The 23,556-nt window shown below is 65.4% G+C and carries 25 protein-coding genes and 5 pseudogenes; 22 read left to right on the top strand and 8 right to left on the bottom strand.

Annotated elements, in window-relative coordinates; genetic code table 11:
* Positions 1–216: 216 nt before the first annotated feature.
* From GWK36_RS03115 to GWK36_RS03100, 7 genes are all read left to right on the top strand, one after another.
* A complete protein-coding gene (locus GWK36_RS03115) occupies positions 217–726 on the top strand; it encodes a response regulator (protein WP_246237642.1) in 510 nt (169 codons plus the stop codon).
* Between the two features lie 198 nt (positions 727–924).
* On the top strand, positions 925–1,431 hold the full coding sequence (locus GWK36_RS03110; protein WP_166269920.1) for a hypothetical protein: 507 nt from the start codon (positions 925–927) through the stop codon (positions 1,429–1,431).
* The gene (locus GWK36_RS14785; RefSeq protein WP_210756846.1) at positions 1,415–1,663 is read left to right on the top strand and encodes a hypothetical protein; all 249 of its coding nucleotides are present in this window, start codon (positions 1,415–1,417) and stop codon (positions 1,661–1,663) included. The genes GWK36_RS03110 and GWK36_RS14785 overlap by 17 nt, the downstream gene beginning before the upstream one ends.
* Before the next feature lie 27 nt (positions 1,664–1,690).
* Positions 1,691–2,362, top strand: a complete 672-nt coding sequence (locus GWK36_RS15640; protein ID WP_281352060.1) for a sensor histidine kinase — start codon at positions 1,691–1,693, stop codon at positions 2,360–2,362.
* Positions 2,363–2,465: 103 nt separating this feature from the next.
* Positions 2,466–2,837, top strand: a complete 372-nt coding sequence (locus GWK36_RS15635; RefSeq protein ID WP_210756845.1) for a sensor histidine kinase — start codon at positions 2,466–2,468, stop codon at positions 2,835–2,837.
* A 128-nt stretch (positions 2,838–2,965) separates the two neighbouring features.
* Positions 2,966–3,370: a response regulator gene (locus GWK36_RS14770; RefSeq protein ID WP_210756844.1), complete on the top strand. Its 405-nt coding sequence runs from the start codon at positions 2,966–2,968 to the stop codon at positions 3,368–3,370.
* On the top strand, positions 3,370–4,884 hold the full coding sequence (locus tag GWK36_RS03100; RefSeq protein WP_246237641.1) for a TonB-dependent receptor plug domain-containing protein: 1,515 nt from the start codon (positions 3,370–3,372) through the stop codon (positions 4,882–4,884). The genes GWK36_RS14770 and GWK36_RS03100 overlap by 1 nt, the downstream gene beginning before the upstream one ends.
* Positions 4,885–5,508: 624 nt before the next feature.
* Here the strand turns inward: GWK36_RS03100 and GWK36_RS03095 are convergent.
* The 7 genes and pseudogenes from GWK36_RS03095 to GWK36_RS15990 all read right to left on the bottom strand — a co-directional run bounded on the left by GWK36_RS03095 (position 5,509) and on the right by GWK36_RS15990 (position 11,420).
* Positions 5,509–7,101 (bottom strand): molybdopterin-dependent oxidoreductase, encoded by a 1,593-nt coding sequence (locus GWK36_RS03095; protein ID WP_166269919.1) that lies wholly within the window; start codon positions 7,099–7,101, stop codon positions 5,509–5,511.
* An 18-nt stretch (positions 7,102–7,119) separates the two neighbouring features.
* A pseudogene (gene nrfD / locus GWK36_RS15260) lies at positions 7,120–8,006 on the bottom strand (NrfD/PsrC family molybdoenzyme membrane anchor subunit).
* A gap of 13 nt (positions 8,007–8,019) precedes the next feature.
* A complete protein-coding gene (locus tag GWK36_RS03080; protein WP_166269916.1) occupies positions 8,020–8,742 on the bottom strand; it encodes a 4Fe-4S dicluster domain-containing protein in 723 nt (240 codons plus the stop codon).
* 394 nt (positions 8,743–9,136) lie between these two features.
* Positions 9,137–9,823: a methyl-accepting chemotaxis protein gene (locus tag GWK36_RS15255; RefSeq protein WP_246237779.1), complete on the bottom strand. Its 687-nt coding sequence runs from the start codon at positions 9,821–9,823 to the stop codon at positions 9,137–9,139.
* Between the two features lie 391 nt (positions 9,824–10,214).
* On the bottom strand, positions 10,215–10,889 hold the full coding sequence (locus tag GWK36_RS15250; RefSeq protein ID WP_246237640.1) for a hypothetical protein: 675 nt from the start codon (positions 10,887–10,889) through the stop codon (positions 10,215–10,217).
* Positions 10,890–10,899: 10 nt separating this feature from the next.
* A complete protein-coding gene (locus tag GWK36_RS03070; protein ID WP_166269914.1) occupies positions 10,900–11,115 on the bottom strand; it encodes a type 2 periplasmic-binding domain-containing protein in 216 nt (71 codons plus the stop codon).
* A 59-nt stretch (positions 11,116–11,174) separates the two neighbouring features.
* Positions 11,175–11,420, bottom strand: a complete 246-nt coding sequence (locus GWK36_RS15990; protein WP_425482774.1) for a type 2 periplasmic-binding domain-containing protein — start codon at positions 11,418–11,420, stop codon at positions 11,175–11,177.
* A 391-nt stretch (positions 11,421–11,811) separates the two neighbouring features.
* Here GWK36_RS15990 and GWK36_RS03060 point away from each other — a divergent pair, with 391 nt between their 5' ends.
* The 13 genes and pseudogenes from GWK36_RS03060 (at position 11,812) to GWK36_RS03005 (ending at position 21,138) form a co-directional block, all read left to right on the top strand.
* On the top strand, positions 11,812–12,357 hold the full coding sequence (locus tag GWK36_RS03060; protein ID WP_166269912.1) for a sigma-70 family RNA polymerase sigma factor: 546 nt from the start codon (positions 11,812–11,814) through the stop codon (positions 12,355–12,357).
* A gap of 30 nt (positions 12,358–12,387) precedes the next feature.
* A complete protein-coding gene (gene moaA, locus GWK36_RS03055; RefSeq protein WP_166269911.1) occupies positions 12,388–13,374 on the top strand; it encodes a GTP 3',8-cyclase MoaA in 987 nt (328 codons plus the stop codon).
* A gap of 82 nt (positions 13,375–13,456) precedes the next feature.
* A complete protein-coding gene (locus GWK36_RS03050) occupies positions 13,457–14,404 on the top strand; it encodes a sulfurtransferase (RefSeq protein ID WP_166269910.1) in 948 nt (315 codons plus the stop codon).
* A 153-nt stretch (positions 14,405–14,557) separates the two neighbouring features.
* Positions 14,558–15,193 carry an FmdE family protein gene (locus GWK36_RS03045; RefSeq protein WP_166269909.1) on the top strand — a complete coding sequence of 212 codons (636 nt, stop codon included), beginning with the start codon at positions 14,558–14,560 and terminating at the stop codon, positions 15,191–15,193.
* Positions 15,190–15,936: a sulfite exporter TauE/SafE family protein gene (locus GWK36_RS03040; RefSeq protein ID WP_166269908.1), complete on the top strand. Its 747-nt coding sequence runs from the start codon at positions 15,190–15,192 to the stop codon at positions 15,934–15,936. The genes GWK36_RS03045 and GWK36_RS03040 overlap by 4 nt, the downstream gene beginning before the upstream one ends.
* A gap of 11 nt (positions 15,937–15,947) precedes the next feature.
* Positions 15,948–16,895 (top strand): cation diffusion facilitator family transporter, encoded by a 948-nt coding sequence (locus GWK36_RS03035; RefSeq protein WP_166269907.1) that lies wholly within the window; start codon positions 15,948–15,950, stop codon positions 16,893–16,895.
* On the top strand, positions 16,889–17,407 hold the full coding sequence (locus tag GWK36_RS03030) for a disulfide bond formation protein B (protein WP_166269906.1): 519 nt from the start codon (positions 16,889–16,891) through the stop codon (positions 17,405–17,407). The genes GWK36_RS03035 and GWK36_RS03030 overlap by 7 nt, the downstream gene beginning before the upstream one ends.
* 15 nt (positions 17,408–17,422) lie before the next feature.
* Positions 17,423–17,968 (top strand): rhodanese-like domain-containing protein, encoded by a 546-nt coding sequence (locus GWK36_RS03025; RefSeq protein ID WP_210756843.1) that lies wholly within the window; start codon positions 17,423–17,425, stop codon positions 17,966–17,968.
* A 15-nt stretch (positions 17,969–17,983) separates the two neighbouring features.
* Positions 17,984–18,364 carry a rhodanese-like domain-containing protein gene (locus GWK36_RS15245; protein WP_246237639.1) on the top strand — a complete coding sequence of 127 codons (381 nt, stop codon included), beginning with the start codon at positions 17,984–17,986 and terminating at the stop codon, positions 18,362–18,364.
* Between the two features lie 65 nt (positions 18,365–18,429).
* Positions 18,430–19,011: pseudogene (locus GWK36_RS15240) on the top strand (efflux RND transporter permease subunit); the annotation flags it as partial.
* A 103-nt stretch (positions 19,012–19,114) separates the two neighbouring features.
* Positions 19,115–19,569 (top strand): annotated as a pseudogene (locus GWK36_RS14765) (molybdate ABC transporter permease subunit); the annotation flags it as partial.
* A 1-nt stretch (position 19,570) separates the two neighbouring features.
* Positions 19,571–20,650 (top strand): annotated as a pseudogene (gene modC, locus GWK36_RS03010) (molybdenum ABC transporter ATP-binding protein).
* 242 nt (positions 20,651–20,892) lie between these two features.
* The gene (locus GWK36_RS03005; protein WP_166269905.1) at positions 20,893–21,138 is read left to right on the top strand and encodes a hypothetical protein; all 246 of its coding nucleotides are present in this window, start codon (positions 20,893–20,895) and stop codon (positions 21,136–21,138) included.
* Between the two features lie 99 nt (positions 21,139–21,237).
* On the opposite strand, the gene GWK36_RS03000 is transcribed toward GWK36_RS03005, so the two are convergent.
* Complete coding sequence (locus GWK36_RS03000; protein WP_166269904.1) at positions 21,238–21,579, bottom strand: ArsR/SmtB family transcription factor; 342 nt, start codon at positions 21,577–21,579, stop codon at positions 21,238–21,240.
* Positions 21,580–21,683: 104 nt separating this feature from the next.
* Between GWK36_RS03000 and GWK36_RS02995 the strand changes: the two are divergent.
* Positions 21,684–22,714: pseudogene (locus GWK36_RS02995) on the top strand (permease).
* Positions 22,711–23,034, top strand: coding sequence for an MFS transporter (locus GWK36_RS02990; protein ID WP_210756842.1), 324 nt, complete (start codon positions 22,711–22,713; stop codon positions 23,032–23,034). Before GWK36_RS02995 ends, GWK36_RS02990 begins: the two are co-directional and overlap by 4 nt.
* The last annotated feature ends 522 nt before the right edge of the window (positions 23,035–23,556 follow it).

Here is a 23,556-nt window from a genome sequence, read left to right as displayed (position 1 = left end):
GGTTGGGACGGGACCATAGAATTACCCTATTCACACGCCGCCTCGTTGAACAGGCGTCTATGACGCCGATCCGCCTCCAGAGGCGATGGGCGTCTTTGACGCCTTGCCGGTTCGCCGCGACGCGCTAGGCCATGGGGGAACTGAAGCGAAACTGAAGCGATATGAGTCCCGACAATGCCTGACCCCATCTAACCGGTCGCCGCGGCGCCCATTCGGGTGTTGATCGCCGAGGATGAGACGCTCCTGTGCACGGCCATGGTGCAGCTGATGCCGCAGGTGGCGGGCGCGGCCGTGAGCGTCGTGAGCAGCTGTGCCACCCGCGCCCAGTTGCTGCGCGACACGCGTCGCGTTCAGCCCGACGTGATTCTGCTCGATCTGCGTATGCCCGATCGCGAGGATCAGCCCTGCACCCTGGGCGGCGCCGAGATCATCGCGGCGCTGCAGCGTCAGCACCCCGGTGTGCGGGTCATCTGTCTGAGCGCCCACGTCGAACCGGAGCGGGTGCGCGCCTGCCTGGAGGCCGGGGCCGCCGGCTACGAGGTCGCCCACCGCGCCGTGGGTCTGGCCCGTCAGGCCGCCATGCCGGCCCTCGAAACCCTGCTGCGCGCCCTGGCCGACGCGCTGGAGGCCGGAGCGCTGGAGGAGGCGCAACGGCTCGGGCAGTGCCTGCCGGAGGCGCTGGCCGCCGTGCGGCATGTGCTGGCCGGCGGCAGGAACCGCGAGTGAGGCGCCGTGCCACAGCGTGGCGGCCGACCCTCCGATTCCGACTCCTGGAGCACGCGCTGTATGGCCGGATATATTCCTCGCGAGGGAGGGGGACACAGGCCGGACCGCCGCCGGAGAGCCTGGCTGGCCGGACTGGTGCTGCTGGCTGCCTGGGGCGCCCGACCACTGCCGGCGGACGAGTGTCGAGAGGCGCAGCTGATGCTGGTGCATCCGGTGGTGTCGGCGGCCTATGAACCGATCATCTCGCCGCTGACCGCCGGTCTGATGTCGGATACCACCTCTCCCAGCGCCGTCTGCACGCTTCCGGAGCTCGTCCGTTACCGTGGATCGCCGGTGCCCCGGCATCTGGTGGCCGTGGGGGAGTCGGCCTATGCGGCGGCACGTCAGGCCTTTCCACAGGCCCGGGTCTGGCCGATCCTGCTCCAGGAGCCCCCGGCCGGTGCCGACCGGGGGCTGTCGCGCTTTGTGGCACCGGCGCTGGTGGTCGCCGAGCTGCACACCCTGTCACCGGCGATCGAGACCCTGGTGTTTGTGTATCGTGACATGGTGCCCAACGCCGTGGTGCAACAGGCGTGGGCGGCCGCTCAGGCCCGGGGGCTGGCCTGGGAGGCGATCGCCGTGGATGACCTGCGCGCGGCGGCACGCGCCATCGGGACGGCCCGCCATCCGGCCGAGGAGACCCACTTCGATGTCATCTTTGACTGACGCCACGCCCGCGCCCCACCGACCCTATAGTCGCCAGCTGTGGCGCACCCTGACGGTGCTGGGTCTGAGCGTGGGACTGGCGCTGCCGGTGAGCCTGTTTCTGACCACCTGGCCACAAGCGCGGCAGTTCACGCAGCAGACGGCGCAGGAACTGGCGCGGATCCTGGCCGAGGAGGCACGCTATGCGCTGCTGGTGGGATCGCACCAGGAGGCCTGGGGACTGGTGAGATAGCGGCTCCAGTTCCCCGATCTGCTGGCGGTGGCGCTTCTCGACAGTGACGGCCGGCTCCTGGCGGAAGCGACCCGGGATGAGGAGGGCGTGCAACGCCGCGAGCGTGTCGTGGTCACCGTTCACGCCCCGGAATACCACCCGGCGGACGGGCCGGTCGCCACCCCCGCCGCCGCGCCGGTGTTGGGCCATGTGGCCCTGACCCTGTCGCTCGACCGGGTCTTCGACTTTGCCCTGGAAACGGCCGGGCTGGTCCTCTGGCCGCTCGGGGTACTCACGGTCGTGCTGGGCGTGGCCGTTGTTCGGCTGACGTTGCGGCTGCTCACGCCACTGGCGTTCCTGGTCCGTGATCTGGAGACGCTGGTCGAGACGCCCTTGTCGCCAACGCCGGCCACCAGTCCGGCCGAGGTGCATCAGCTGTGGAGCGCCCTGGTGGCCATGCGCGCCCGGCTGGCGGCGCATCACCGGCACCTGGAAGCCCGAGTGGCCGCACGCACCGAGGAACTCAGTCAGACCCTGGAGGCGGCTGAACAGGCCAACCGGGCCAAGACGCTATTTCTGGCCAACGTCAGCCATGAGCTGCGCACGCCGCTCCAGGCCATCCTGCTGCAGGCCCGGCTCCTGGAGCCGCCGGGAGCGACGACAGGCCGTGAGAGCCACTGGCCGTCATCCGCCATGCCTCCCACCAGCTGCTCGGTCTGATCGAGCAGCTGCTGACCCTGACCAAGGCCGAAGCCGGGCATCCGCTCGAGGTCACCTATCAGCAGGTGGAACTCGGTGGCTGGATCGAGCAGGTCTCGCCACCGTGCGCCCGACGCTCGCCCCCGGCAACCGGCTCGTCCTGTACCGTCCCGCCACCGTGTGCTTCGCGATCAGCGACCAGGGACGCCTGACCCAGGTGCTCTACAACCTGAGCGGCAATGCCGACAAATTCACCGCCGGCGGCCTGATCGAGGTGCGCCTGACGGCCGGGGATGACGCGGCGCCGATTCGGATCACGGTGACCGTTCGGATCACGGTGACCGATTGCGGCATCGGCATCCCGGCGGCGGATCTGGAGAAGATCTTCGAGCCGTTCTATCAGGGCGCCCGTGGCCTGACCGGGCGAGTGTCCTCGGGGATTGGGCTGGGACTCTGGCTCAGCCGCTGCTTCATGGAGGCAGTCGGCTCAGCGTGACCAGTCACCCCGGCGCCGGCAGTTGCTTTCGGCTCACGCTGCCGCGTCGGCCCGCGCCGATGGCGGGGCACCGGCTCCCGGAGGCACCGGTCCCGGCCGGCGCGCCGAACGCGGCTATTCCCGACTGGATGCGTGGCTCTCGGCTGCTGTTGGCCGAGGACGAGATCACCATCCGCCTGCCACTGGTGCAGCTGCTGCGCAAAGCCGGCTTCAGCGTCGAGGCCTGTATCGATGGCACCGCCGCCCGGGCCTTGCTAGAACCGAACCCCGAAGGCTATGCCGCCGTCATCCTCGATCACCGCCTCCCCGGCTGTCAGGGGCTGGAGCTCCTGCGGCAGCTGCGGGCGCGCGGTCATCACCGCCTCCCGGTCGTGATCCTGACCGGCGATGACCGCGCCCCGTTGCAAACGGCGATTCGGCCGCTGCACGCCCACCTGATCGTCAAGCCCGTCTTACCCGAGGATCTGATTGCGGTGCTGGTGGCCCTGATCGATCCGTCCCGCCCGCCGGATTCGCCTGCACAGGAGGCCTGATGATGAAACCCTGGTGCCTGACCTCCCTGGCCTTGCTGGCCACACCGACCCTGGCCGAGGAGACGCTGCAGGCGCTGTTTGGCTCCGAACAGAGCGTGACGATCGCCACCGGACGGGCGCACGCCTCTCGCACCGCCCCGGCGGTGGCCACCGTGATCACTGCCGAGGACATCCGCCGGGGCGGCTTTCGCTCCGTCGTCGAGGCCCTGCGTCTGGTCCCTGGCTTTCATCAGGGCCTGACCAGTCACTATGGGGCCAATCTGGCGGTGCGCGGTTTCTCCAGCCTGGGGTCCGGCAATCTGCTGGTGCTGCTCGATGGTGTGGCACAAACCGACTGGATCTTCGGCAATCCGTTGAGCGTGTTGGGGACGATCCCGCTGGAGGTGATCGAGCGCCTGGAAGTCACCCGTGGACCGGGATCCTCGGTGTTTGGCGCCGGTGCCTTTTCCGGGGTGATCAACGTCATCACCCGGGATCGGGTCGAGCCGGGTCAGCTCACCCTCGGCGGCGGCTCGGACGCCACGGCGCAGGCGCGACTGCTGGCCGGAGACGCCACCGGGGATCGCGCCCTGGTGCTCAGTGCCCAGGCGACCAACCGCGCCGGTCATCGCCCGACGATCGGGCGCGATCAATTGTCCGTGATCGATGCTGGTCTCGGGACGATGTTCTCAGAAGCGCCCAGTGCCGTGGAGACCGATCAGCGTGATCTGGGCGTGCTCCTCAAGGGGCAGATAGGCGCTACCCGCGCCCTGGCGCGTCTGGCGCGCACCCACGAGGCGCTCGGAGCCGGGGTGCTCGGGGTCATCGATCCCACAGGCATGCGTACCCGTGAGACCACGGAGGAGCGCCTGACGCACACCCTGCCATTCAATCCGCGGTTCGGGATGACGCTGCAACTGGAGGGCACCCAAACACGCCTGACCCTGGCGGAGGCCACCTCGATGCCGGATTCGGCGCTGGCACCCAGTGGTATGCGTTTCGACTCCGGCGCCGAACAGGAGACCTGGCGGCTGCGCGCCGATGGGCGCTATGCCGCCGGCCCCCGGCATTTCATCAGCGCCGGTCTGGCCTACGAGCAGCTGCACTATCGGCTCGACGCTCTGGAGTGGCTCGGGCTCACGGATCTGGAAACTCGCGCCCGAAGCGGGCTGGGGGCCGGGACGACGGTTGGACTGGGCACGGGACTCGCCGCCCAGCTCAGTGCCCTGGTCACGGCGCTGTCGGCGGCGGCGACGCCTACCGAAACGGCGGGGCGGCGGCATTTGTACTCGGCTTATGTCCAGGATGAGTGGTGGCCGGCGCCCAAATGGTTGCTGACCTGGGGCGCGCGCCTAGATGACTATACCGGGATCGATCAACAGATCAGTCCGCGCGCGGTCGACCTCCAGGGCATCAGGCGACAACGAGAGGGCATTGGCCTGACAGGCGGCGGCACAGCGGCGGCAGTGCTCGCCACGTCCGCGCAGATTGAGACAGAGGATTTTCTCCTCCAGCAGCTCGCGGCCCTCCAATAGGGCCAGCGCCGCGCCACGGTTCGATGGAGTCGACATCGCGTTCAGCATGGCAGGACGCCCTCGCCGGCGTCGGACTCCACGCGGCCCGCACGCCCTGACTCCAGGCGCCGCCCCAGCCAAGGTGACCAGCACCAGCTCGTCGGAGCGCTTGTCGCGCGAGGGCAAGCGCTTGTAGACCGGCAGCGGGTTGAAGCCATAGTCCTTGAAGCTCTGCTTGTAGAGCTCAATGCGGCGCGACGGGGTGCCGAAGCCGACATAGCTCTGATCCCCGATACGCACGCCGATCGCCTTGCCGTCCTTGCGGATGGTGCCATCCTCGCTGACCTCCGCCCCTTCCAGATCGGCGGCGGGTACTGGCTTCTTGTAGAGTCCGTACTCCGGCTCGACCTCATTGCCGTTCTTGTCGACGATTTTGGCGGTGGTCTTGTCGACCTGGCCATAAATGGGCCAAACGCCCTTGCGCTTCATGAAATCCCAACCGCCTTCGTCCTTGAGTCCGGGGATGGCGTCGAAGTGGGCGCGCATCCAGTCCTCGACTGTGTCGAAGGCAAAGTACTGCCGGATCCCCAGCGAGCCGTCGGGATCGACCTTCTTGATCACATCGATCAGGGTCTGGCGGAACTCCTAGGTGCCGCCCAAGGGCTTGACCACCGGCTGGCGGATGGACAGACAGGGATAGAGTCCGCTCGGCATGGACTCGGGGTCGTGGCGTTCCAGATAGGTGACGTCGGGGATGATGAGATCGGCCAGCTCCGTGGTCTCGGATATATAGGGGCTGAATGAGACCACGAACGGCAGCAGCCCCTCGTCCTTGAACAGATGCGCCCAGACGTGGCTGGACGGATAGGTATAGACCGGGTTGTCGTAGAGATGCATCCACACCGACACCTTGGCCTCGCCTTTCATGATCATGTAGGGCACATGGGTCGAGACCTGGTGCGAGGCCAATGGATAGAGCGGCGACGCGGCCAGCACGCTCGGCGTCTTGCCTCTGGGTTGTTCGGGCTGGGGCTGCGGCCAGTCCATGCCGCGCGGCAGACAGTAGCCGCCCTTCTTTTCGACGTTGCCGGTGATGACATTGAGCATGTGGATGGCGGCCTCCTGGTAGGCGCCGTAGACATGTTTGGCCGGGCCGCGATAGGAGAAGGTGGTCGCCGGCTTGGTGGTGGCGAACTCGCGGGCGATGCGGCGGATGTCGCGGGCCGGGACGGTCGACTCCTGCTCGGCGAACTCCGGCGTGTAGGGCTTCAGATGCGCGATGAGCTGCTCGACCGTGACATTGGTCCAGTCGCGGATGAAGGCGGCATCGTAGAGCCCCTCGTTCATGATGACGTGGGCCATGGCCAGCGCGATGACCCCATCGGTGCCGGGATAGGGGAAATAGGCCTCATCGGCAAAGGCCGAGGTGTTGGACAGGCGCACATCGAAGGAGACCAGCTTGGCCTTGTTGCCCACCACGCCGTCGACCAGGCGCTGGGCGTTGGGGTTCATGAAATAGGCCGTCTCCAGCACATTGGAGCCGAAGTTGATGATGTACTTGGTGTTGGCCCAGTCACAGGACTCGATGTCCGGTCCCCAGGAGTGTTCCAGCCCGACCTTCTTCGAGGACTCGCAGATGTTGGTGTGATTGATCATGGCGTTGGAGCCGAGCGCTTGCATAAAACGATGCACGGCCCCGCCGGTGCGGTTGCGGCCCCATTTAAAGACGATCTCATTGAGGATGGCGTCGTCGCTCTCGGACTGCGCGCGGTCGATCACTTCACGCAGCTTCTTGGCGAGCAGGCTGGTCGCTTCGTCGTAGGAGATCCGCTTCCACTTGCCCTCGCCGCGCTTACCCGTGCGCAGCAGCGGGGTCATGATCCGGTCTGGATCATAGACGTGCAGGAACCCCGAGTTGCCCTTGGCGCACAGCTTGCCCCTGGTGTTGGGGTGGTCCATGTTGCCTTCCAGCTTGACGATGCGGCCGTTCTCGACGAAGGCCACGCCGCCGTCCTCGATGTTGCAGACCAGACAGGTATAGGGCACAGACTGACGCTGGGCGCCGGTGACGGCGGAGATGTCGTCGCTCCCCAGTTTCTGCTCCATGGCCATCAGCCGGCGGCTGCCGAGTGACAGGGTACCGGCGGCGGCGCCGACGGCGGCGCCGAGCTTGATGAAGTCGCGGCGGCTCAGGCGCCCGATATCGCCCTCGGTGTTTCGGGTTGCGAGATCGCTCATGATGTCGATGCTCCGAATTCAGTAATAGATCTGCGTGAGCTGGCCGGCGTAGATCAGCACGGTGCGGAAGAAGTAGGCGCCAATGGCGGAGAACACCGCCGCCAGGGTGAACAGCGCCGCGTTTGGTCTGTATTGGGTCACGATCATCAGACTCAGAGGCAACAGAATGCCGAGCAGCAACTTCAATCCCCAGAACTGCAACCAGAATCGCTCGTTGATCAGGATCCAGGCTTGCTGCAATTCGCCGCTGCCATAGAGCAGGGTCACTAGTTCACCTAGAAACAGGGCCAGGGTGACGCCGAGCGCGACATAGAGAAACCAATGCAGAAACTCATGCGTTTTTGCATCGAATTGACCGCGTGCCAACTGGATCAGACTGACCAGTGCGGTGCCCGAGTTGACCGAGAGAATCACGAACAGCACCGAGATCGTGGGGTTGCTCCACAGCTCGCGGGTCTGATGCACCATGAGATCCAGACCGGTATAGAGCGGCATGGAGAGACTCAGCAGCATGCCGAGGATGCCGATCGGCTTGAGCAGCTGGGGCCGGTTGAACCAGAGAGCGGCCAGAAACCGATGATGCACAGTCCGAACAACGGCAGAAAGAGTGCACCCCAGAACAGCGGTGAAGTCCAATGGAAATGTAGGATCGGATAGAGGAATCGCTCCGGCACCCCCAGATCGACGATCAGCAGCGGACCGGAGATGAACAGCAGCACCAGGGCCGCCAGCATTCCAGGTTTCTGGAAGGGTTCCATGGAGCGTGCGATGCCGCCGAAGACATTGCCGAAGACCGCCGGCGCGGCGGCATAGACGAAGGTCATGGCCGCCGTGCCGATCAGAAAGAAGTAGACCGTGATCTCCCAACCCCAGGGAGCGATGTTGAATTCAGAGTACTCGAACATGGCTGTATCCCCCTCAGAGCACGCCGGAGAAGAACTGGGTGCCACGGTTGTGGCGGTAGAAGGCCTCCGCGTCGGCGCGGGCGGCGTGCGACACCGGCCGGCTCAGGATCTGCTCGGTGTGGACGCGGTCGGGCTTGATGTAATAGACCTGCGGGGCGGTACCCTTCTCGGGCTTGAGGGTGACCACGCTGTGACGGGCGACCAGATGCGCGACCTCGCTGTTGGGGTCGTTGAGGTCGCCGAAGATGCGCGAGCGCCCAAGACAGGTCTGCACGCAGGCCGGCACCAGATCGGCCGCCATCCGGTGATGGCAGAAGGTGCACTTGTCGATCACCCCGCCGATCTTCACCCGGTCGCGGTTCTTCGGCAGTACGTGACGGGCGTTGTAGGGACAGGCCGCGATACAGGTGCGGCAGGCGATGCAGCGCTCATAGCGCTGGAGCACGAAGCCTTCTTCGTGCTTATAGGTCGCCTCGGTCGGACAGTTGCGCACGCACGGCGGGTTGTCGCAGTGATTGCACAGCCGCGGCATGAAATGGCGCTTAGTGTTGGGATAGCTCCCGGTGTCCTTGACCTTGACGATGGTGCGCCACACCCCGAGCGGCACGTCGTACTCGGCCTTGTCCGCGCAGACGCAGGCCATGCAGCCGATGCAGCGGCGCAGGTCGATGACCATCGCCCAGCGCTTCTTGCCCGGCACCCCGAGCGATGGTTGGGCTTGTAACCCGACTGGCATGATGTCTCCCCTCCTCCGGTGAGCCCCATGAGGGGCCGATGAACCGGGCCGTCATGGCGACCCGCTTGTTCAGATCGAATAAGCAGGGTACATACCTGACTATTTCAATACGAAGAACAGGGGATTGATTGGATTGACAATTATCAATGCGGATGGGGTGGCGTTAGGAGGCGAGCCGGGCGTTCGGCCAGGCGGGCGTTACAAGAACGTAACGTATGAATCGGGCAAATATGCCTATTTATCTTGCAATTCAAAAACTTGAATTTGAGGTAACACATCCAGCCAAACGTTACCCAAATGTAACGCCTCGACTTCGCTCAAGCTGGATGCGAGCAACCGGCCTTGGCGGTGCGCTGTCCAAGTGTCGGCGCGCTCGATTCCGCCCAGGCCCGATTCACAGAACTCCAAGCCTCGGCGCCCTGGGCGGCGCGGTCAGCACGGGCTGAGCATTCCCCAACCGGAACTGCCCCACCACCGTCTCCAGTTCCCCGGCCTGCTGCTCCAGACTCTCGGCGGCGGCGGCCGACTGCTCGACCAGCGCGGCATTCTGCTGAGTGATGGCATCCAGACCGGCAAGCGCCCGCGCCACCTCCTCGACATCGGCGTTCTGCGTGCCGCTGACCTGCGCGATCTCGCCAACCAGTCCGCTGACGCGCTGGAAACTCGTCACCACCTCGTCCATCGCCGCTCCGGCCTGCTGAACCAACTGTTCCCCGCCGCCGATCCGCTCGACCGACTCGGCAATCAGGGTCTTGATCTCGCGCGCGGCGGTAGCGCTACGCTGGGCGAGCGCGCGCACCTCGGCGGCGACCACGGCGAAACCCTTGCCCTGCTCACCGGCGCGCGCCGCCTCGACGGCGGCATTGAGCGCCAGGATGTTGGTCTGGAAGGCGATGGAGTCGATGACCTCGGTGATGTCGGCGATACGGCTCGATCCGGACTGGATCTCGCCCATGGTGGCGACGGTGCGCCGGACCAACTCGCCGCAGCGCTGCGCCGCGGCATTGGCGCCCTGACTGAGCGTCTGGCAGTGACGGGCGTTGTCGGCAGTCTGGCGGACGGTACCGTTCAGCTCGTCCATGCGCGCGGCGGTCTGCTCCAGACTGCCCGCCTGCTGCTCGGTGCGCCGCGAGAGATCGAGATTGCCGACCGAGAGTTCGCGCGCAGCGGCATGGATCGACAGCGTGGACTCCTCGATGCGCTGCACCATCTCGCGCGTGGCCTCCAGCGTGGCATGGGTATCGTCGCGCAGCCGACCGAAGACGCCGCCATGCTCGGTCGTGATGCGCTGGGTCAGATCACGCTCGGCCATCGCCTGGAGCACGCGCGCCACGTCTTCGAGTCCGGCCGAGACCAGCCCGGAGAGCTGATTGAGTCCCTGGGCGATCTGGAGGAAGACACCCTGCTTGCCCTGAGTCTGGAGCCGCTGCTCGAACCGACCCTGGGCGGCGGCCTCGACCACGGCGCGGATCTCATCGACGGTTTCGCGCAGGGTCTCGACCGTGGTGTTGACGCCGCGTTGGGTCTCGCCAAAGATGCCCGGATATTCGCCCTCGATACGCTGGCTCAGATCGCCCTGGGCCAGCGCCGCCGTCACCCGCATCACGCGTGCGCACCACGAGCATCGCCATCACTGCCAGGATGATGATGGCGACCAGAACCGCCCCCTGCACCATCCAGGCGAGTGTGGCCATGTGGTCGCGTTGCTGCTCGGCGGCGTTCAGACGCTGGGCGATGGTGGCGTCGATGCGCCGCTCCTGCTTGCGCAGTTGATCGAGACGGCGTGCGCCCTCCTCGGTGCGATTCTCCAGATAGACCGAGTTGATGGCGACCATGGCGGCGAAATAGTCCTGGAAGGGCGCACGCAGATCTGCGCCCGTCGCGTCCAGATCGCCGATCAGGCCATCGGTACGGCGCGCAACTTGGGCGATTTCGATCGCCAGTGATTCCTGCCGGGTCAGGATGTCAGTCTGCACCCGCGCGGCGATCTCGCGCACCGCCGATCCGATGCCGAGCAGCGCGCGCTCATGCGCGGCCACCGACTGGCGTTGCAGATCGAAGACGAACAGGACCGACAGCAGGGCCAGTACCAATCCTCCCAGCAGTCCATAGGGGGCGATGATCTTGGTGGTCAATGTCAGGCGCATCCGGAGGCCCCTAGCGTTCGACCCTCAAAAAGCCGAGTGATTTCACCACGTCCTGTCCGCGCGGACTCAGGGCCAGCGCCAGGAACGCTGAGACGCTCGGCGTCGGTTCACGGTAGACGAGATTGAGCGGACGCACGATCGGATAGCGCCTGTCGGCGATGGCGGCGTTGGATGGCTCCACACCGTCGAGCGCCAGCACCTTGACCGGCAGACCGGCCTCGGTCATCGCCTGCGCCGTGCCGACCGAGACATAACCGATGGCGCCGGGCAGACCGCCGACCAGGGTCAGGGCTTCCAGGTTCGAGCCGATGACATAGGCGTTTTGACTGATACGCGGGGTGTCGCTCGGTGGGCGGTCCGGGCTTTGCAGCCCGGTAGGGTGCTGCGTCCGACTTCCTTGCTCACCCGCACTACGAGTAGATCCGGGCCGCCGAGCGCACGCCAGTTGTCGATCCGCCCGCTATAGAGTTCGACGAGCTGGGACTTGGTGATCCGCTCGAGCGGATTGTCACGGTCGACGATGATGGCCAACGCATCGAGACCATGCCGATCTGGCTCGACCTGCTGAGGGCATTCTTGATCCCGGCGCCGCTGCCGCCGCCGGCCAGCCGCACCGGCTCTCCGGTCTGTTCGGTGAAGACGGAGACCAGCCGCTCGACCACAGGCTGGACCGTACTCGCGCCCGAGATGTCCAGGGCCGCCAGGCCGGACTAGCCAGGCTCAGCGCGAGCGCGCCGCCGGTCAGGTGCAGGGGAAAACGATTGAAGAAGGGTATGTTGTTATTGTGTGCTCCTTTGGTGATCAGACAGTCGTGCCTGGCCGCGTTCAAAACCTCAAAAATAATCGGGTTTGCGTTGCCGACCAAATTTGGATTATAGAGTCTCGCTCCAGACCCCCTCTCTTGGATGCACCGGAGTCCAACATGCATGGCACGCCCCCCTGTCTTCTACGCGCTTGGTCGAATCATGCGCCCGAACTGAAACGTTATCTCGATCACCGTCTAGGTGATAGCGATGAGGCGGCGGACCTGCTCCAGGACGCTTTCATCAAGGCCCTGCGCCAGGGTCGTGGATTCTGCGCGGTCCGCAATCCGCGCGCCTGGCTGTTCCAGGTCGCACGCAATACCCTGACCGATCGTCTGCGCACGCAACGCGAACTCCTCCCACTCAGCGAGGATCTCCCCGCGCCATCCGACACGTCTCCGTCGCCACTGGATCGACTCGCGGAGTGCCTGCCGCGCGTGCTCGCCGATCTGTCCGAGGCCGACCGGCTGGCACTGACGCTCTGCGACATCGAGGGCCGCCCCCAGCAGGCGCTCGCCGACCGATTGGGTCTCTCGCTGCCTGGCGCCAAGTCGCGCCTTCAACGTGCCCGGACACGTTTGCAGCGGCGGCTGGTCGAAGCCTGCCAGGTGCGTTTCGACGAACAGGGCCGTGTCTGCTGCTTCACGCCGCGCACCACCGAGTGACAGTCACATTACAAGAGAGGACACCCGAGGATGAGCCACCCATCGCTGACCGATTCCTTCGGTCGCCGCATCGACTATCTGCGTCTCTCGGTCACGGATCGCTGCGATCTGCGCTGCGGCTATTGTTTGCCCAAGGGCTTCAAGGGGTTCGAGGAGCCGGCGCACTGTCTGACCTTCGATGAGATCGAGCGCGTAGTCGCGGCCTTTACAGCGCTGGGGGTGCGGCGGGTGCGTCTGACCGGCGGCGAGCCGCTGATGCGCCGTGGTCTGACCGAACTGGCCGCGCGTCTGTCGGCTCTACCCGGTCTGGAGGATCTCTCGCTCTCCAGCAACTGTACCCAGATGGAAACACTGGCCGAACCGCTCGCGCGCGCCGGCGTGCAACGCCTCAACGTCAGCCTCGACAGTCTGCGCCCCGAGGTCTTCCGGGAGATCACCGGGGGCGATCTCGACCGGGTGCTGCGCGGCATCGCGGCGGCGCGGGAGGTCGGCCTGAGCCCGATCCGCGTGAATACGGTGGTGATGCGCGGGGTCAACGACGCCGAGATCGAGGACATCCTCGACTACTGCGCGGCGCACGGTTTCACCCTGCGTCTGATCGAGACCATGCCCATGGGCGCCACCGGACAAGCCGCGGCCAGCGCCTTCGGCGATCTGGAGCCGATCAAGCAGCGTCTGGAGCGGCGTTTCGAGCTGATCCCGGACATCCTGCCCGGCGGCGGCCCGGCCCGGTATTTCCGTGTGGCTGGCACAGAGACGCGCATCGGCTTCATCACGCCCCTCTCCCAGCACTTCTGCGCGACCTGCAACCGGGTGCGCCTGACCGTTGAGGGCACCCTCTACCTCTGTCTGGGTCAGGACAACAGCTACCCGCTGCGCGACCTGCTGCGCGCCGACATCGACCATGCCGACCTCGTCGACCACCTCCGCCGCGCCATCGCGCTCAAGCCGGAGCGCCATGAGTTTCGCGAACGCCCAGGACAGGTGGTGCGCTTCATGTCGATGACGGGCGGCTGAGCAGGGCGACCGACATCCGCCCTTGGCTGGACAACCGGACCGACTCGCCGCTACCGCATCGCCATCACCGGAGAGACCCACCATGCCCCAGACGCCATCCCGCTTCCGCGCCTCGCTCTGGCTGACCGCTCTGCTCTTCCTCGCGCTCCCCGCCCTGCCAGCCCTCGCCGCGCCCGCCTTCCTGGTCGATGCCGACTGGCTGGCCGAGCATCTGGAGGACGAGGATCTCATCGTGCTGGAGGTACGCTACCACCCGCACCGCTATTTCACCGTCGGGCACATCCCCGGCGCCATCCAGGTCCAGCGTTTCAAGGATCTGGGGGACAATCAGGCGAGCCCCATCATGCGCTTCCCCGCGCGCGCGGCCTTCCAGGAGACCCTGCGCGGCTGGGGCGTCAATGACGACTCCAGACTGGTGCTCTACGACGACTCCAGCACCGCACTCACCTCCCGCCTCTACTATCTGCTGGAGCTGTACGGGTTCGACATGGCGCACGTGAAGATCCTCAACGGCGGGGCGTTGGAGTGGACCGGCTTCAATGAGCTGACCAAGGAGCCGACCCCGGCCCGCCCGCGCGGCTCGGTGATCCTGAAGGACGCCAATCCCGACCTCTTCGTCGAATGGACCCAGGTCTATGACGATGTGGTCGCGCGCCGCGACCCCGCTGTCGTCCTGCTCGATGCCCGTCCGCGCGACATGTACACCGGCGAGGTGATCCGCCATGCCATCCAAGGCGGACACATCCCCGGCGCGATCAATGTCGTGAGCCTGGATGGCACGGATGGTCAGACCGGCAAGTGGCGTGATGACCAGACGCTCGCCGCGCTCTATGCGTCCATCCCCAAGGACAAGCGGATCTACGTCTACTGTCACGACGGCTTCCGCATGGGCCTGGCGTATCTCCAGCTCAAGCACCTGGGCTATCGGGACGTGCGTCTCTACAACGGCGGCTGGTCGCACTGGGGCAACGAGCTGACCCTGCCGGTGGTCGAGGGGCCGGAGCCGCTGGGGGGCGATTTCGCGTTGTGAGCGCTCGGCGCGCCGACGTGCCTATTCCCGGATTCATGGATGCCGACGCATGGCGTCGGCGCGGCCCCCTGCATCCTTTTGCGCTCCACCCCGTCTCCTGTATCGGGGCCGATCCGCATCGGCGATCTTCTTTGATAGACAGGATAACGATCCATGATTCAAGCGCACGATTTCTATGAACACGGACTGGCCTTGCACGGTCACAAATGCCCCGCGATGCCGATGGGGTTGAGAGTCGGCGCGGCGGCCCTGAATGCACTCGGTGTCGAGCGGGCTGCCGACGGCCAACTGCTCGCACTCGTGGAGCTCGGTGAGGATCACTGCGCCACCTGCTTTGCCGACGGCGTCCAGATGGTCACCGGCTGCACCTTCGGTAAAGGCAACATCAAGAAGTTGCACTACGGAAAATGGGGTGTGACCCTGATCGAGGTCGCCAGCGGGCGAGCGGTGCGGGTCACGCCAAAAGCGGAGGCGATGCTGGCCAACAAGCAGACCGCGTTCTTCAAGGACTATCGGGAGAAAGGCATCCCGGCCTCGAAAGTCCCCCTGGAGATCGTCCAGCCGCTGGTCGATCGGGTCATGAGCGCCCCGGATGAGCAGCTCCTCACGGTTGGTCCGATCTTCGCGCATCCGATCGAACCTCATATGCACTCCTTCGCCGTGTTGGTGTGCGAGGCCTGCGGCGAGATGGTGGTCGAAGGCTACGCGCGCCTGGCCGGCGAGCAGCGGGTCTGCATCCCCTGTCATGAGCGGATCACCGGAATCCGCGAGCCTCGGTCGGCACCATGACCCTGCTCATCCTCACCGCCCTGATCACCCTGGCTCTGACCACGCTGTTCAGCCTGGCCGGGGTGGGCGCGGCGCTGATCCTGATTCCGATCTTCCTCGCCTTTGGCATCGAGCTGCACACGGCCATGGCCACTGCGCTGCTGCTCAATGCGCTCGGGATGACGGTTGCCTCTGCCACCTTCATACGCAAGGGCTTGGTGGAATGGCGGCTGGTCGCGCCCATGCTGGTACTGGCGGTCGGTCTGTCGCCGTTGGGCGTCTGGGCCGCTCACGGACTCGACCGGACGCTGTTGCTGTGGCTGTTCGTCGTCTTTCTGGTCTTCGCCGCCGGCATGATGCTGTTCTACCAACCCAGACCGCGTTCGGCCCGCGCCTCCACGGCGGCGACACTGGCGCTCGGGCTGCCGGTCGGCGGCGCGGCGGGCTTCATCGGCGGGCTGCTCGGCGTGGGTGGCGGCAACATCATCGTGCCCGCGCTGGTGGCCTCCGGCTTGGAACCCAAACGCGCGGCGGCCAGCGCGTCCTTCGTGGTGATCTTCGCCTCGCTCAGCGGCTTCCTGGCGCATGTCCAGGTCGCGCACATCGATCCGGCTCTGCTCGGCGTCACAGCCGTAGCGACCCTGGCCGGGGCGGCGCTCGGCGCCTGGCTGGCAACCGAGCGTCTGTCGGGCACCCAGTTGAAACGCGCCATCGCCCTCGTCTTGCTCGCCGTCGCGGCCAAGACGGCCTGGAGTCTGCTGTGACGGGCGCTTTCATGACACATGACCATCACCACGCCCATTCCGCCGCCGATAGCGGCAAGACCCTGATGCTGGCGACCGCCTTGACGCTGGGCTTTGCCGGCGTCGAGGCCACTGTGGGGCTGTGGGCCGGATCGCTCGCCCTGGTGGCGGACGCCGGGCACATGGTCAATGACGCCGCCGCGCTGGCACTCGCGGCGGGCGCGGCCTGGCTGGCGCGGCGTGGCGCTTCGGCGCAACACAGCTATGGTTTGGGACGCGCCGAGTTCCTCGCCGCCCTGATCAATAGCGCCGCACTGTTGGCGCTGGTCGCCTGGCTGGTGATCTCGGCGATCACGCGGCTGCACACGCCGCAAGCGGTGGAGGGCGTGGCGGTTTCCCTGACCGCCGCACTGGGTCTGGCGCTCAATCTGGTGGTGGCCTGGATGCTGGCGCGCGGTGAGAAAACGCTCAATACCCGCGCGGCCCTGCTGCATGTTCTGGGCGATCTGCTCGGCTCGGTCGCCGCACTCGTATCCGGCCTCATCATTGCCGTCAGCGGTTGGACCCCCATCGATCCATTGCTGTCGCTGGCCATCGGCGCGCTCATCCTGGTCTCCAGTCTGCGCCTGTTGCGCGAATCCATTCATGGCCTGATGGAAGGCGTCCCGCCGCATCTCGATCTGGCGCGCGTCGGTCAGGCCCTGGCCGCCGTACCGGGTGTCGCTTCGGTCCATGACCTGCACATCTGGGCGGTGCGTTCCGATCTGCCGGTGCTGACGGCCCATCTGGTGGTCTCTGATCTGGTCGCCTGGGAGGAAATCCTGGAGCGGAGCCATGCGCTGTTGAAGCATGACTTCGGTATTACCCATACCACCCTGCAACCCGAACCCATGACGCGCCTGGTGCAGTGGCGCGACCGATTGCCTGTCTCTCATCAGCGGTCACACCGACCTGAAAACAAGGACGCCTCCGTATGCTGAACCCGGCCCCACGTCCGCTCTGGGCGCTCCTGGCCCTGATCACGGCGGCTGTCGCGCTCGCCAGTCTGGTGCTCACACCCTGGCTGGAGCTGGAACCCTGCCATCTGTGCATCTTCCAGCGCACGCTGTTCATGTTGATGGCGCTGCTGGCGGCACTGACCGCCGCGCTGTCGTATCCGGATTGGCGGCGGCTCGGCGCACGGCTGACCGCGTTCATCTTCCTCGGACTCGCCGTCTTCGGCAGCGGCGTGGCGGCCTATCAAAGCTGGCTGCAATGGCAGCCGCTGGATGAGGTCTCCTGTATCGGCGGCCAGCCCGGTCCGATCGAGCGCCTGGTCGAGTGGCTCGGCCAGCAGTCGCCCGTGCTGTTCATGGCCAGCGGATTCTGCGAGGACAAACAGTTGGTGATCCTGGGGCTGTCGCTCGCCAACTGGGCCTTCCTGGTCTTCATCGGCACACTGGCGGCGGGCGCCTGGGCGCTGTGGCGGAGCCGACATCCAATCCATTCGTAACGAGAGACAACGCCGATGCTCAAAAACGCGCCTTCCAAACGCCCCTTTGTCGTCTGGCTGCTCACCGGAACCTTGGTCGCGCTGACCCTGGCCGGCGTTAGCGGCCAGACCCGCGCCGAGTCCCCTGACACCAATACTCCATCGAGATCCACACCCATGAACGACATCCCCTTTGCCGATTATCTGCGCCGCTTCGACTACGACGAGCGCGTCGCGATGAAGATCCAGCTCCCCGAGCTGCTGAAGCTCTACGCCGAGGGTCAGGTGCAACTGATCGACATCCGCTTCAACGAGGAATACGCGGCCTGGCGCCTCGGCATCGGCCGACACATCCCGCTCAATGAGCTGCCGGACCGGCTCGACGAGCTCGATCCGAGCAAGACCATCGTCACCATGTGCCCGCACTACGACCGCGCCGAGATCGCCCGCTTGTTCCTGACCCTCAAGGGCTATAAAGCACGCTATCTCACTGACGGGATGCTCGGTCTCGCCGATCATCTGCGCGGGGACCGGGCACGCGACTACATGGAACGCATCGCCACCGACACCAACACCGACTGACTCAGGAAGTGAACCATGAACGATCCACTCGACGATCTCGCCGCCGGCATCGACCCGGCGCGGATGGGCCAGGCCAAGATAGCCATCGATGCCTTCATCGCGGCCTATAACCAGGGCGAGGCCGAACTGATCGATATCCGTGTCGCGGAAGAAACGGCGGTCTGGCAGGTCAACTTCGGCCTGCGGATCCCCGCCCCCGAGCTACCGGCACGGCTCGACGAGCTGCCGAAGGACAAGCTGCTGGTGATCGCCTGTCCGCACACCGACCGCTCCAACATGGCGCGCAGTTACCTCGTCGCCCGGGGCTTCAACGCCAAGTATCTGGAAGGCGGCTTGCTCGGGCTGGTCGACCGCCTCAAAGGGGTCGGGGCGCAAGACATCTGTCTCGATCGCTGACCCAGGACGAGGCACTTGAACGCCATGATCCGCCCCAAGCGCCGGCGCAAGCCGGAAATCACGACGTGCAGTCTGGCCGGCTTGGCGTTGCTCTTACTCGTCAGTGGCGTCGCGGTCGCCGAGCCGCCCGCCCCATCTCCACCCTAGTCCTGATCCTGGGTCTCGCCCTGTTCGGCGTCACCAACCTGACGCGGCTGCCGGTGGACTTTCTGCCGGACATCACCTATCCGCCGATCAAGCTCTCCATCACCTGGACCGGCGCCACCCCGGAGGACATCGACCGCAATCTTGCCGATCCCATCGAACGCCAGCTCGCGGCGGTCGATGGGATCGACTATCTCTCCTCCAGCGCCCTGGAGGGCCTCTATCAACTGGATGTCAATTTCCGCTACGGCGTCGATGTCGACACCGCTTATCAGGACGCGCTGGCCGCCTTTTCGCGCGCCCAGCGCGACCTGCCCGATGACATCGAGCCGGCCATCATCATCAAGGCCGATCCCTCGCAACTGCCCGTGTTGCAAGTCGCCTTCGAGTCCGAGCGTCAGGATCTCACCCAACTGCGCACCTGGATCGACAACTGGCTGACCGACCGCCTGCTCGTCGCCAACGGCGTGGCGGGCGTGGATATCGCCGGCGGGCTGGAGCGCGAGATCCGCGTCCTCATCGATCACGTCGCCCTGGAGAAATACGGCCTGAGCCTGGAAGCTAATCGAGCGGCGGCTGCGCGAGGAGAACCTGATCCGCCTGGGCGGGCGGATGACCACTGCTCTGGGTATCGGCTCCCTGCCCTTTACCTTCTGGGGGCTGGTGGTGGCCTCGGTGTGTTCTACTCGCTGCCCTTCATGGTGCAACCGCTGCAGAACGCCTTCGAATCGATCGGCGACCGTCCGCTGGAGGTGGCCGCAACCTTACTCGCCTCGCCCCTGGATACCTTCTTCACCGTGGTGGTGCCGCTGGCCCTGCCGGGCTTTCTGACCGCCGCCATCCTCACCTTTGCCCACACCGTCGGCGAGTTCGGCGTGGTGCTGATGATCGGCGGCAACCTGCCGGGCGAGACGCGCGTCGCCTCGGTGCAGATCTACGATCACGTCGAGGCGCTGGAGTATGCCGCCGCCCACCGCCTCTCGGCGGTGATGCTGATCTTCTCCCTCCTGGTGCTGCTGGTGCTCTACGCCTGGCGGCCCAACACCAAGAAGTGGTCCTGACATGAGCCGTATCCAAGCACGTTTTCATCTCGACTATCCCGAGTTCTCCCTCGATGTGGATCTCGACCTGCCGGGGCGCGGGGTCACGGCCCTGTTCGGTCACTCCGACTCGGGCAAGACCACGCTCTTGCGCCTGATCCCCGGCTTGCAGCGGCTGCGCGAGGGCCATCTGAGCGTCAACGGCGAGGTCTGACAGGAGGGCGAGACCTTCCTGCCCACCTATCAGCGCCCGCTCGGCTATGTCTTTCAGGTGGCGAGCCTCTTTCCGCATCTCTCGGCGCGCGGCAACCTGGCCTACGGGATACGGCGCGTCGGCACCGCCATGGACCGGCAGGCGGTGGATCAGGCCGTCGAGCTGCTCGGCATCGCCCATCTGCTCAAGCGCCGTCCGCACCAGCTCTCCGGCGGCGAGTGTCAGCGCGTGGCCATCGCTCGCGCGCTGGCGCTGCACCCCAAGCTGCTGCTGATGGATGAGCCGCTGGCCGCGCTCGATCTCAAGCGCAAGCAGGAGATCCTGCCCTATCTGGAGCGACTGCACGACGTGCTCGACATCCCGGTGCTTTATGTCAGCCACGCGCCCGACGAGGTCGCCCGCCTGGCCGATACGGTGGTGCTGCTGGAGCAGGGCCGGGTGCGTGCTCAGGGCACGGTGACGGAGGTGTTCAGCCGGCTGGATCTGTCGCTGGCCCAGGACCAGGGGGCGAGCACACTCATCGAATGCACCATCGCCGGCCACGACGACGAGGATGCCCTGACCCGCGTCACCTTTGCCGGCGGACACCTGTGGCTCGGTCGTCTGCAAGGTCCGGTGGGGGCGACGGTCCGGGCGCGCATTCATGCCTGTGATGTGAGTCTTGTCCTCGATGAGCCCACCAGCTCAACCATCCTCAACATTCTGCCCGCGCGTATCCAGGAACTGCGCGAGATCGAGCAAGCCCAGTTGCTGGTCAAGCTCGCGCTCGGCTGCGATCAGACAACACCCTTGCTCGCCTGCATCACCCGTCACTCTTGTGCGCGTCTGGGGTTGCAGCCGGGGCAGCCGGTCTTCGCGCAGGTGAAGACCGTGGCCTTGATGGACTGAGACCGATGATGGGTCGATTCGTCGTGCTGGTGCGCGGGAGCGGCGACATCGGCTCGGCGGTCGCTCTCCATGCATTCAAGCTCATGGGGCAACATTCATGCGCACACTGATTCGCGTCCTGTTTCCTATCCGCCCGCGCGCCTTCGCGGGTGAGCGCTGGCTCAACATCGCGCTTCGCAGTCTCCATCTCCTCGGCGTCGCCCGGATTGGCGGGTGGTATCTCCTTGGCGTGAACAAGCCAGGTGGGGCTCTATGGCCCTCTCGCTCTGGGCTCGGATATCGCGCTCGCATGCCTTTATCTCTGGTCGAGCGCGGCTTGGCTGTTTCAGTTCAAAGGACTGGTGATCGTCCTGAAGGTCGGCCTACTCGCGCTGGCGATGTCCCTGCCGACCTGGCGGGCCGAACTGTTCGTGCTGGTGATTCTGCTCTCCGGGCTGATTGCCCACGCGCCGAGCGAGGTGCGCGGTTTCGGCTGGCACCCGCGATAGGCCCATGGGTAGCCGGAAACACTGCACGAAGCGGACCCTAATGCACCGGACACGAATCGCTCTGACAAGGTCGGCTCTCGCCGCGCTCCAACCGGGCGTTCAGTCTGTGGCGTCGCAGTCAGCCGACAGCACTGACGATACAGCCACGTCCCCATGATGACCCACGCAACACTCTTGCTGGATAAACGCCAACAGCTCAGCCAGGTGCGCATAGTTCGGCACGCACAGAATCGCCCGTCCGTGCCGGGTCTGATCGATCAGGCCAACGTGTGCCATCCGCGAGAGATGATGTGACAAGGTCGATAGCGGAATCCCGAGCGCCTGCTGGATCTCGCCGACACTGGCCCCGCCCTGCCCCGCCTTGACCAGATACCGGAACACGGCCAGACGATGGCGATTGCCGAGTTCGGCGAGTGTGGCCGCAGCCTCATCATGTTCCACGTCTCAAACACTCCTCTATTTCGACTGTTCTAAAATGATCGTTGACCCAAGCAGTATGACAGATTAGTCTACATTTCGACTTAAATAGAAATAATGGATTATCGATGCCCGAAACGATATCAGACACTCTGAGTATGTTCCTCTTCCTGGCGTTGGAACTCTCGCTGCTGTTCCTGGCCGTGAGCTTCCTCGTCGATCTGCTGCGGCGACGCCTGTCCGAGACGACCATTCAGCACTGGGTGGGTGACGGGCGACCGCGCAGCTACCTGTTGGCCGCTGGCCTCGGCGCAATCACGCCCTTCTGTAGCTGTTCGACGATCCCGATGCTGAAAGGGCTGATCGACGCGCGTGCCGGCTTTGGCCCCATGATGGTGTTTCTGTTCACGTCCCCGTTGCTCAACCCGAGCATCGTCGTGTTACTAGCGGTCACTTTTGGCTGGTCATTGACAGGCATTTACTTCATGGCCGCGCTGCTATTCTCCCTGGTCGCCGGATGGCTCCTGCAACACCTTGGTTTCCGCCGCGAGATCCGTGCTGAAACGACAACGGTAAGCGGGGAATGCTGCGCTGGAACAGCGGGCGGCGTCATCGTGACACCGCCCTCCTGCGGCGGTGCGCCGGAGACCTCGCGTTCGCAAGCCTGCACCCTTGAAGTCCCCACGACCGGGGCTGCCGTCACGGGCGGCGATGGTTGCACGCGGATGCAGCCGGATCCGGGCTTCCTGCGCCGCATCTGGCAGGAGACCTGGGCGGATTTCGTCCGCGTGCTGCCCTACCTCATCCTCGGCGTGGCCATCGGCAGTTTGATTATGGCTTCGTGCCGGCCGGTCTGCTGGAGCAGTACGCCGGGGCGCAAAGCCTCTGGTCGGTGCCCGTGGCGACCGTGATCGGGATCCCGCTGTACCTGTGCGCCGAAGCTCTCATTCCGATCGCCGGCGCGCTGATGGACAAGGGCGTCGAGTCCGGTGTCGTGCTGGCCCTTATCATTGGCGGCGCGGGCGCGAGCTTGACCGAACTGATTCTGTTACGCGCGCTGTTTACCTATCGCCTGCTCGCCGTTTTTGTGCTGGTGATCCTATTGATGGCGATCACGGCCGGATTCTTCACACTGGCCGTCTTCCCAAGCTGTGTGTGAGCGCGCTCAGTCCAACAGCGTCGACGCTCGTGGCAGGACTGGCCATCATCGGAACCGTTTACGGTGTCCTGGCCGCAGCCTATCCGATCGCTGTGGCCGAGTATTTCGGCGCGGATCGCGTGGCGGCGGTCTTTGGCGTTCTGTTCACGGCCTGGGGTGTGGGCGGTGTCCTTGGACCCTGGGCCAGCGCCTGGGTCTACCGTCTGATGGGTTCTTACGAGACCGCGCTACTGGCCGCCGCCGTGGCGGCTGGATTGGCCACGATCTGCTCGATCGGCCTGCCTGCTCATGGGCCACGACACCAAGCGGACTCTGAGTGACTGGCCCAGGGTGCCGATTCGCCCTCTGGGGTCGGGCGGGAGGCCCTGGCGTCGGCTGGCGTCAGGAGCGGCTGACCGCCTAGCGCTCGTTGCCTTCTATCCGGCGGGGTGCTCTATACTCGATTTCAGCAGACCTCGCTTGAGGTTGTTGCCGGCATGGCGACTCATCGTATCGTATCGGATCGGATCTGCTCCGCTGCTTGCGCCGATGCGCAAGCCATCCAGATGACCAACCTGAGACTGGGATAGACGACATGGCAACGAGCTTCAAAGACACCCTGGAAACCCTGGTCAACGAAATCCATCGTGGTACGTCCGAGACTGTCATGAAAATTTCGCTCGTTCTTCAGCGTGAATCCCCGCCAATATTCTGAACTTCCGCGACACGACAATTTTCAGACATCCCTTGGTATCATGACCGACACGCCTTTCAATGTTCTCTTTCTCTGCACTGGAAATTCCGCCCGCAGCATCCTCGCCGAGCGCATCATCGAGCGCTAGGGCGCGGCGCGCTTTCGCGGC

The sequence above is a fragment of the Caldichromatium japonicum genome, assembly GCF_011290485.1.
In the GTDB taxonomy this organism is placed as follows: domain Bacteria; phylum Pseudomonadota; class Gammaproteobacteria; order Chromatiales; family Chromatiaceae; genus Thermochromatium; species Thermochromatium japonicum.
Note: the sequence above shows the minus strand (reverse complement) of the source record. Positions and strands in the feature narration are given on the sequence as shown.

Coding starts and splice junctions, on each gene's coding strand:
- GWK36_RS03110 (WP_166269920.1), top strand. CDS start 925: ATGCTGGTGCATCCGGTGGTGTCGGCGGCCTATGAACCGATCATCTCG.
- GWK36_RS14785 (WP_210756846.1), top strand. CDS start 1,415: ATGTCATCTTTGACTGACGCCACGCCCGCGCCCCACCGACCCTATAGT.
- GWK36_RS14770 (WP_210756844.1), top strand. CDS start 2,966: ATGCGTGGCTCTCGGCTGCTGTTGGCCGAGGACGAGATCACCATCCGC.
- GWK36_RS03100 (WP_246237641.1), top strand. CDS start 3,370: ATGATGAAACCCTGGTGCCTGACCTCCCTGGCCTTGCTGGCCACACCG.
- GWK36_RS03095 (WP_166269919.1), bottom strand. CDS start 7,101: ATGAGCGATCTCGCAACCCGAAACACCGAGGGCGATATCGGGCGCCTG.
- GWK36_RS03080 (WP_166269916.1), bottom strand. CDS start 8,742: ATGCCAGTCGGGTTACAAGCCCAACCATCGCTCGGGGTGCCGGGCAAG.
- GWK36_RS15255 (WP_246237779.1), bottom strand. CDS start 9,823: ATGGACGAGCTGAACGGTACCGTCCGCCAGACTGCCGACAACGCCCGT.
- GWK36_RS15250 (WP_246237640.1), bottom strand. CDS start 10,889: ATGCGCCTGACATTGACCACCAAGATCATCGCCCCCTATGGACTGCTG.
- GWK36_RS03070 (WP_166269914.1), bottom strand. CDS start 11,115: ATGACCGAGGCCGGTCTGCCGGTCAAGGTGCTGGCGCTCGACGGTGTG.
- GWK36_RS03060 (WP_166269912.1), top strand. CDS start 11,812: ATGCATGGCACGCCCCCCTGTCTTCTACGCGCTTGGTCGAATCATGCG.
- moaA (WP_166269911.1), top strand. CDS start 12,388: ATGAGCCACCCATCGCTGACCGATTCCTTCGGTCGCCGCATCGACTAT.
- GWK36_RS03050 (WP_166269910.1), top strand. CDS start 13,457: ATGCCCCAGACGCCATCCCGCTTCCGCGCCTCGCTCTGGCTGACCGCT.
- GWK36_RS03045 (WP_166269909.1), top strand. CDS start 14,558: ATGATTCAAGCGCACGATTTCTATGAACACGGACTGGCCTTGCACGGT.
- GWK36_RS03040 (WP_166269908.1), top strand. CDS start 15,190: ATGACCCTGCTCATCCTCACCGCCCTGATCACCCTGGCTCTGACCACG.
- GWK36_RS03035 (WP_166269907.1), top strand. CDS start 15,948: ATGACACATGACCATCACCACGCCCATTCCGCCGCCGATAGCGGCAAG.
- GWK36_RS03030 (WP_166269906.1), top strand. CDS start 16,889: ATGCTGAACCCGGCCCCACGTCCGCTCTGGGCGCTCCTGGCCCTGATC.
- GWK36_RS03025 (WP_210756843.1), top strand. CDS start 17,423: ATGCTCAAAAACGCGCCTTCCAAACGCCCCTTTGTCGTCTGGCTGCTC.
- GWK36_RS15245 (WP_246237639.1), top strand. CDS start 17,984: ATGAACGATCCACTCGACGATCTCGCCGCCGGCATCGACCCGGCGCGG.